Origin of the sequence: Trinickia sp. (assembly GCF_051954495.1) — a bacterium.
Taxonomy (GTDB): Bacteria; Pseudomonadota; Gammaproteobacteria; order Burkholderiales; family Burkholderiaceae; genus Trinickia.
The window spans coordinates 1-5,579 of record NZ_JBQCHR010000059.1 but is presented as its reverse complement, the minus strand read 5'-3'; the positions used below and the strand labels follow the sequence as shown (position 1 = coordinate 5,579).

Annotated in this window: 8 protein-coding genes; 7 read left to right on the top strand and 1 reads right to left on the bottom strand. The window is 66.2% G+C overall.

The window, feature by feature from the left end; genetic code table 11:
- A partial coding sequence (locus tag ACTHNR_RS09150) for a type II secretion system F family protein (RefSeq protein WP_440547261.1) occupies positions 1-741 on the top strand: 741 nt, incomplete at its 5' end.
- 116 nt (positions 742-857) lie between these two features.
- On the opposite strand, the gene ACTHNR_RS09145 is transcribed toward ACTHNR_RS09150, so the two are convergent.
- Complete coding sequence (locus ACTHNR_RS09145; protein ID WP_440547260.1) at positions 858-1,271, bottom strand: hypothetical protein; 414 nt, start codon at positions 1,269-1,271, stop codon at positions 858-860.
- Positions 1,272-1,406: 135 nt separating this feature from the next.
- Here ACTHNR_RS09145 and gspG point away from each other — a divergent pair, with 135 nt between their 5' ends.
- From gspG to gspL, 6 genes are all read left to right on the top strand, one after another.
- A complete protein-coding gene (gene gspG / locus ACTHNR_RS09140) occupies positions 1,407-1,871 on the top strand; it encodes a type II secretion system major pseudopilin GspG (protein WP_440547263.1) in 465 nt (154 codons plus the stop codon).
- Positions 1,872-1,931: 60 nt separating this feature from the next.
- Complete coding sequence (locus tag ACTHNR_RS09135; protein WP_440547259.1) at positions 1,932-2,435, top strand: GspH/FimT family pseudopilin; 504 nt, start codon at positions 1,932-1,934, stop codon at positions 2,433-2,435.
- A 2-nt stretch (positions 2,436-2,437) separates the two neighbouring features.
- Positions 2,438-2,836 carry a type II secretion system minor pseudopilin GspI gene (gspI, locus tag ACTHNR_RS09130; RefSeq protein WP_440547262.1) on the top strand — a complete coding sequence of 133 codons (399 nt, stop codon included), beginning with the start codon at positions 2,438-2,440 and terminating at the stop codon, positions 2,834-2,836.
- A complete protein-coding gene (locus tag ACTHNR_RS09125; protein ID WP_440547258.1) occupies positions 2,814-3,497 on the top strand; it encodes a PulJ/GspJ family protein in 684 nt (227 codons plus the stop codon). The genes gspI and ACTHNR_RS09125 overlap by 23 nt, the downstream gene beginning before the upstream one ends.
- Before the next feature lie 2 nt (positions 3,498-3,499).
- Positions 3,500-4,666: a type II secretion system minor pseudopilin GspK gene (gene gspK, locus ACTHNR_RS09120; protein ID WP_440547257.1), complete on the top strand. Its 1,167-nt coding sequence runs from the start codon at positions 3,500-3,502 to the stop codon at positions 4,664-4,666.
- A gap of 29 nt (positions 4,667-4,695) precedes the next feature.
- On the top strand, positions 4,696-5,579 hold an 884-nt coding region (gspL, locus tag ACTHNR_RS09115), incomplete at its 3' end, for a type II secretion system protein GspL (RefSeq protein ID WP_440547256.1).

Below are 5,579 nucleotides of genomic sequence, written 5' to 3'. Positions count from 1 at the left end.
CGCAACGCGCTCTCTCAAAAAATCGTGCTGGCGTTCACGTACCCGGCGATCGTTACGTTGATCGCATTCGGCATCGTGACATTCCTGCTCAGCTATGTCGTGCCGCAAGTCGTGAACGTGTTCGCGAGCACCAAGCAGCAGCTGCCGTTTCTCACGGTAATGATGATGGCGCTTTCGGGGTTCGTGCGGCACTGGTGGTGGGCGATTCTGATCGGGGTGGCGCTGGTCGTTTATGCGGCGCGCGCGATTCTGTCGCAGTCCGGCCCGCGCCTTGCGTTCGATCGCTGGTTGCTGACGGCGCCGCTCGCCGGCAAGCTCGTGCGCGGCTACAACACGGTTCGTTTCGCGAGTACGCTCGCGATTTTGACGGCGGCCGGCGTGCCGATTCTGCGCGCGCTGCAGGCGGCCGGCGAGACTTTGAACAATCGCGCGATGCGCGGCAATGTCGACGATGCGATCGTTCGTGTGCGCGAAGGCACTTCGCTGTCTCGCGCGCTCGGCAATACGAAAACGTTTCCGCCTGTGCTCGTGCACCTCATTCGTTCGGGCGAGGCAACGGGCGATGTGACGACCATGCTCGATCGCGCCTCGGAAGGCGAGGCGCGCGAACTGGAGCGGCGCACGATGTTTCTGACGAGCTTGCTCGAGCCGCTGCTCATCTTGGCGATGGGCGGTGTCGTGCTCGTGATCGTGCTTGCCGTGATGCTGCCGATCATCGATTTGAACAACATGGTGCAGTAGCGGCGCGGGGGCCTTGTCGTTCGCGCTCGAGCATTGACTGGGTCTCGTATCGGCCGTGATGGGCCGGGCTTGTTTCGCAGTTTGCCGAAGAGAACGAGACCCGATGCGAATGTGCGTCAGCGCACGTAGATGGTCGGGCCGCCTGCGTTCGGGGCCAGCGGAATTTCGGAGTGCACGCCGTTGTGATCGATGACGATCGAGCGCGCTCTGACTTCGGAGAGCGTGGTGCCGTCGGTGATCTTGCTGCCGAGCGCGATGGCGCGGGCGGGCTCGTCGCCCACGCCGACGATCGCCGCGGCGCCCTCGCGCAGCGAGAGAATGCCGACGAGCTTGATGTTGCGGTTGGCCTCGTGCGTGAGCTTGCCGCCGAACAGCGCGGCGGCGTCCTCGGCGGACACGCTAGGCGCAACGGCGGCCGCCTGCGGCGGCGGCGCGGGGTGCGCGGTCAGCACGACGATCCAATAGGTGAGCGTCGCGCAAAAAACCGCAAACAGCGCGAACGACAGCAGGCGGATTTGGAGAGTGTTCATGCGCGTCATTGTACGGCGCTAACGTCGGGTTTGCGTGGTTGTCGAACCCTGACGAGCGGCCCATTACAATCGGCGGCGCGATGCGAAGCGCCCTTGGCGCTTGCCTGACAAATTTATCGAACGAGGTAGCGAATGATGCAAATGTGGAACCAACGTCGTACCGAAGTAGCGGCCCTGCGTGCGCGGCGCCAACGCGGCTTCACGCTGATCGAAATCATGGTCGTGATCGCGATTCTCGGCATCTTGGCCGCGCTGATCGTGCCCAAGATCATGAGCCGTCCCGATGAAGCGCGTCGCGTCGCGGCCAAACAGGACATCGGCACGGTAATGCAGGCGCTCAAGCTCTATCGGCTCGATAACGGCCGGTACCCGTCGCAGGAGCAAGGGCTTCGTGCGTTGATCGAGAAGCCGAGCACCGATCCGATCCCGAACAACTGGAAGGACGGTGGTTATCTCGAACGGCTGCCTAACGATCCTTGGGGCAATTCCTATCAGTATCTGAATCCGGGCGTGCATGGCGAGATCGACGTGTTCAGCTACGGGGCGGACGGCAAACCCGGCGGCGAAGGCAACGACGCCGACGTCGGCTCGTGGCAGTGATGCGGCGCATCGCGTGCACGGCATGCGGGCGCGGCTAGACCTGCGGCATTACCGGCGATCATGTTCATGAACCGCGGATCAAGCTCGCGGCGTATGCACTTCGGAGCGGCTCGGGCGCGTGGATTCACGCTGCTCGAAATGATGGTCGTCCTCGTCATCGCCGGGCTGCTCGTGTCGCTCGCATCCGTGTCGCTCACGCGCAATCCGCGCACCGACCTGAACGAGCAGGCGCAGCGGCTGGCGCTCTTGTTCGAATCGGCGTCGGACGAAGCGCAGGTGCGCGCGCGCCCGATCGCTTGGCAGCCCGTGACGGGCGGGTACCGCTTCGACATGCGCACCGAGGATGGCTGGCGGCCGCTGCTGCGGGACGATCTGCTGCGGCAACGTGGCTGGGAAGGCGGCGTGACCGATGTGACCATCGACTACCCCGGCTCGAACGTGCACCCCGATCGCATCGTGTTCGGGGTCGAGAGCATCGGGCAAGCCGTCACGGTGACGCTCTTCTCGGCTGTCGGCCGCGCGACGATCGTCGGCACCGGCAATGGCCGATACGAGGTGCGTTGAACATGCGCTCCATGGCTCGAATCGCGCCGCGCTCGGGCGGCTTCACGATGATCGAAGTGCTCGTGGCGCTCGCGATCATCGCGGTTGCGCTCGCCGCCTCGTTGCGCGCGGTCGGCATGCTCGCCAACGACGAGGCCGATCTGCACCGGCGCCTACTCGCGGGTTGGAGCGCCGATAACGCGCTGACGCAGCTGCATTTGTCGCGCGTCTGGCCCGACATCGGCACGCAAAGCTTCGATTGTTCGCAAGGCAACTTGCCGCTTACCTGTACGGAACGCGTGAGCGCCACGCCCAATCCGATCTTCCGCCGTGTCGAGGTGTCGGTGACGACGCCCGGACACTCGGGAAGCCTCGCGCAACTCGTATCGGTGGTCGCCAATGAGACGAACCGTGCGTTGTAGGACGAAGCGCCCCGCGCGGCGCGAGCGAGGCTTCACGCTCATCGAACTGATGGTGGCGATCGCGATCCTCGCGGTCATCGCCGTGCTCTCTTGGCGCGGGCTCGACCAGATCATGCGTGGCCGGCAGGCGATCTCGAGCGCGATGGAAGACGAACGCGTGTTCGTACAGCTGTTCGATCAACTGCGCGTCGACGCCCGGCAAGCGGCGACCGATGACGAAGTCGGACGTCCGTCCATTTCCGTGTCCGGCGATGTATTGCAGATCGTTCGCTCGTTCGGGCTTCCGGGTGAAGCCCCGCGCTTGCAAGTCGTGCGCTATCAAGTCGTGGAAGGTCGCATCACGCGCTATGCATCGCCGCCCGTCGCGACGGTGGGGCAACTTCGGCGTACGCTAGCGGCATCGAGCGGCAGCGGCGATTGGAGCGCGGTGCCGTTGATTTCCGGGGTGGGCAAGATCACCGCGCGCTTTTACGTGCCCCGAGTTGGCTGGACGACGCAAATGGGCGACGTCGCATCCGAGATCGAGCGCAACGACAACAACGTGAAGGTGCCGCAATTTAGCAACGCCCCGCTGCCGCGCGCGGTCACGGGCCTCGAGGTGTCGATCGGCGCGCCGTCGCTGCACGTGCCGATCAAACGCATGTTCCTCGTCGGAGAATGACGATGCGCGCGCGACACGTTCTTTTCAAGACGTATGCTCGCTCCGCCGCGCGGCGAGGGGCGCGGCCGTCTCGCGCGCGCCGCCAGCGCGGCGTAGCCATCATCAGCGCGCTGCTTGTCGTGACGCTGTCGGCGATCCTCGTCGCCGGAGTGCTCTGGCGTCAGCAAGTGCAGATCCGCCGTATCCAGAATCAGCGGCTCTTGGCGCAAGCGCAATGGGTGGCGCGCGGCGCCGTGGATTGGACTCGCTTGATTTTGCGCTCGGAGGCCGACACCGCGCCGACCGTCACGTATCTCGGCGGCGTTTGGGCAGTGCCGATCGCGCGAACCCGTCTATCCGATTTTCTCGGCACCGTAGGCGAAAACACGGCGGCCGAAGGCGCGCAGACCTATCTGTCGGGATCGATCGAAGATGCGCAGGCGAAGTTCAACCTGCGCAATCTCGTCTCCATTCCGGCGCCGGGCGCACTGCAACTGAACAAGCAGGAGACAGCCGCGTTCGCCCGCCTGCTATCGCTGTTGGGTTTGGACGGCGGACTCGCGAAAATCACCGCGCTGCAGATGCGCGCATCGCTCATGCAATCGGCCACGCGCTTTCAATCGCCGATCGCCAACCGGCTCGGTTCGGCCGCGCAAGCGGGGCAAGCCGAGCCCCCGCAGCCCGGCGACACGGTGAGCGCCGGCACGTTTACCGACGAGCCGGGGCTCGAAGGCGGAAGCGACGAGAATGCCGACGCCCGGCCACTGCAGTTCACGAGCGTCGACTCGTTGCTGGTCGTGCCGGGCTTCACGCCCGAGATCGTCGCGCGCCTGCGTCCGTTCGTCACCGTGCTGCCGACCCAAACGAGCGTCAACATGAATACGGCGCCGGCGGAAGTGATCGCCGCGATGGTGCCGGGCATGTCGCTTTCGAGCGCGCAAGCGCTGGTGTCGCGCCGCCAAAGCGCGTTTTTTCGCAACACCGGCGATGTCCAACTCGCCTTGCAGGGCACGGGGGCGTTGCCGCCGGGCGTCGACATCAGCCAGATTCCCATGGACGTGACGACGAGCTATTTTCTCGTGCATGGACGCGTGCAGCACGAGCGGGCCGAAGTCGACCGCACGACGCTGATCTATCGCGACCCGCTGACGCACACGACACGTATCGTGCGTGTGCACGATCAGCTTTAAAGCAGCTTTAAACCAGGAGAGGACGGGCCTTGAGCACGTTGATCGTCTTACTGCCGCCGCGAGATCCCGCGGTGCCGTCGCAAGAATGGCAGCTCCCCGAGATGCCTTTCGTACTCCTCGACAAGAGCGCTCGCAAGGAGCGCGTGGGCCGGGCGGCGCTCGCGTTCCTGCCCCGCGCGTCCACGACGGTGCTGATCGTGGCGGCGCGCGACATGCTGATGCTGGCCGCGACGCTGCCTCCGCTCAAGGGGCCCCGGCTCAGGCAGGCACTGCCCAACATCGTCGAGGATTACTTGATCCAAGACGCCCAGACCTGCCATATCGCGCTCGACCCGCAGCCGCTCGCCGACGGCAAGCGCATGTTGGCCGTCGTCGATCGCGGCTGGTTCCGCTTCATCGTGGAGGCGTTCAACGGCGCCGGGCATCGGAGCTTGCGCGCCGTGCCGGTCACGCGCTGTTTGCCCGCGCCCGTCAGCGCGGCGCCTGCCCCTGAACCCGCGTTGGCCGAAAGCGCGGGCGCGGGGCCGGGCCCGGGCGAGGCGGCTATCGCGCCGCAGGACGATGCGCCGCAGGTGGAGCCGCTCGTCGCGGCCGTGCTCGGCACCGTGGCGCAGACGGCGCCCGCGATTCTTGCCGACGTCGCGATTACGGCCACGCCCGAGCCGACGCTGCTGTCGAGCACCGAGCCGCGGGTCGAACTGGCCCTCGCGCGCGGCGCCCACGGCGAAGGGTTGGCGGTGCCGCTCTCCGCGCTCGGCACGACGCTTGCGGCGCTGGCCGGCGAGGCAAGCGTCTCGGCGTACGAGCTCGCCGGGCTGCCCGGCGGGGAACCGACGTTGGCCGGGGAAGCCGTCCCCGCGCACGGTCTGCACGTGGGCGTCGCCCCGCTGCCGTTCGAAACCCTGGCGCGCAA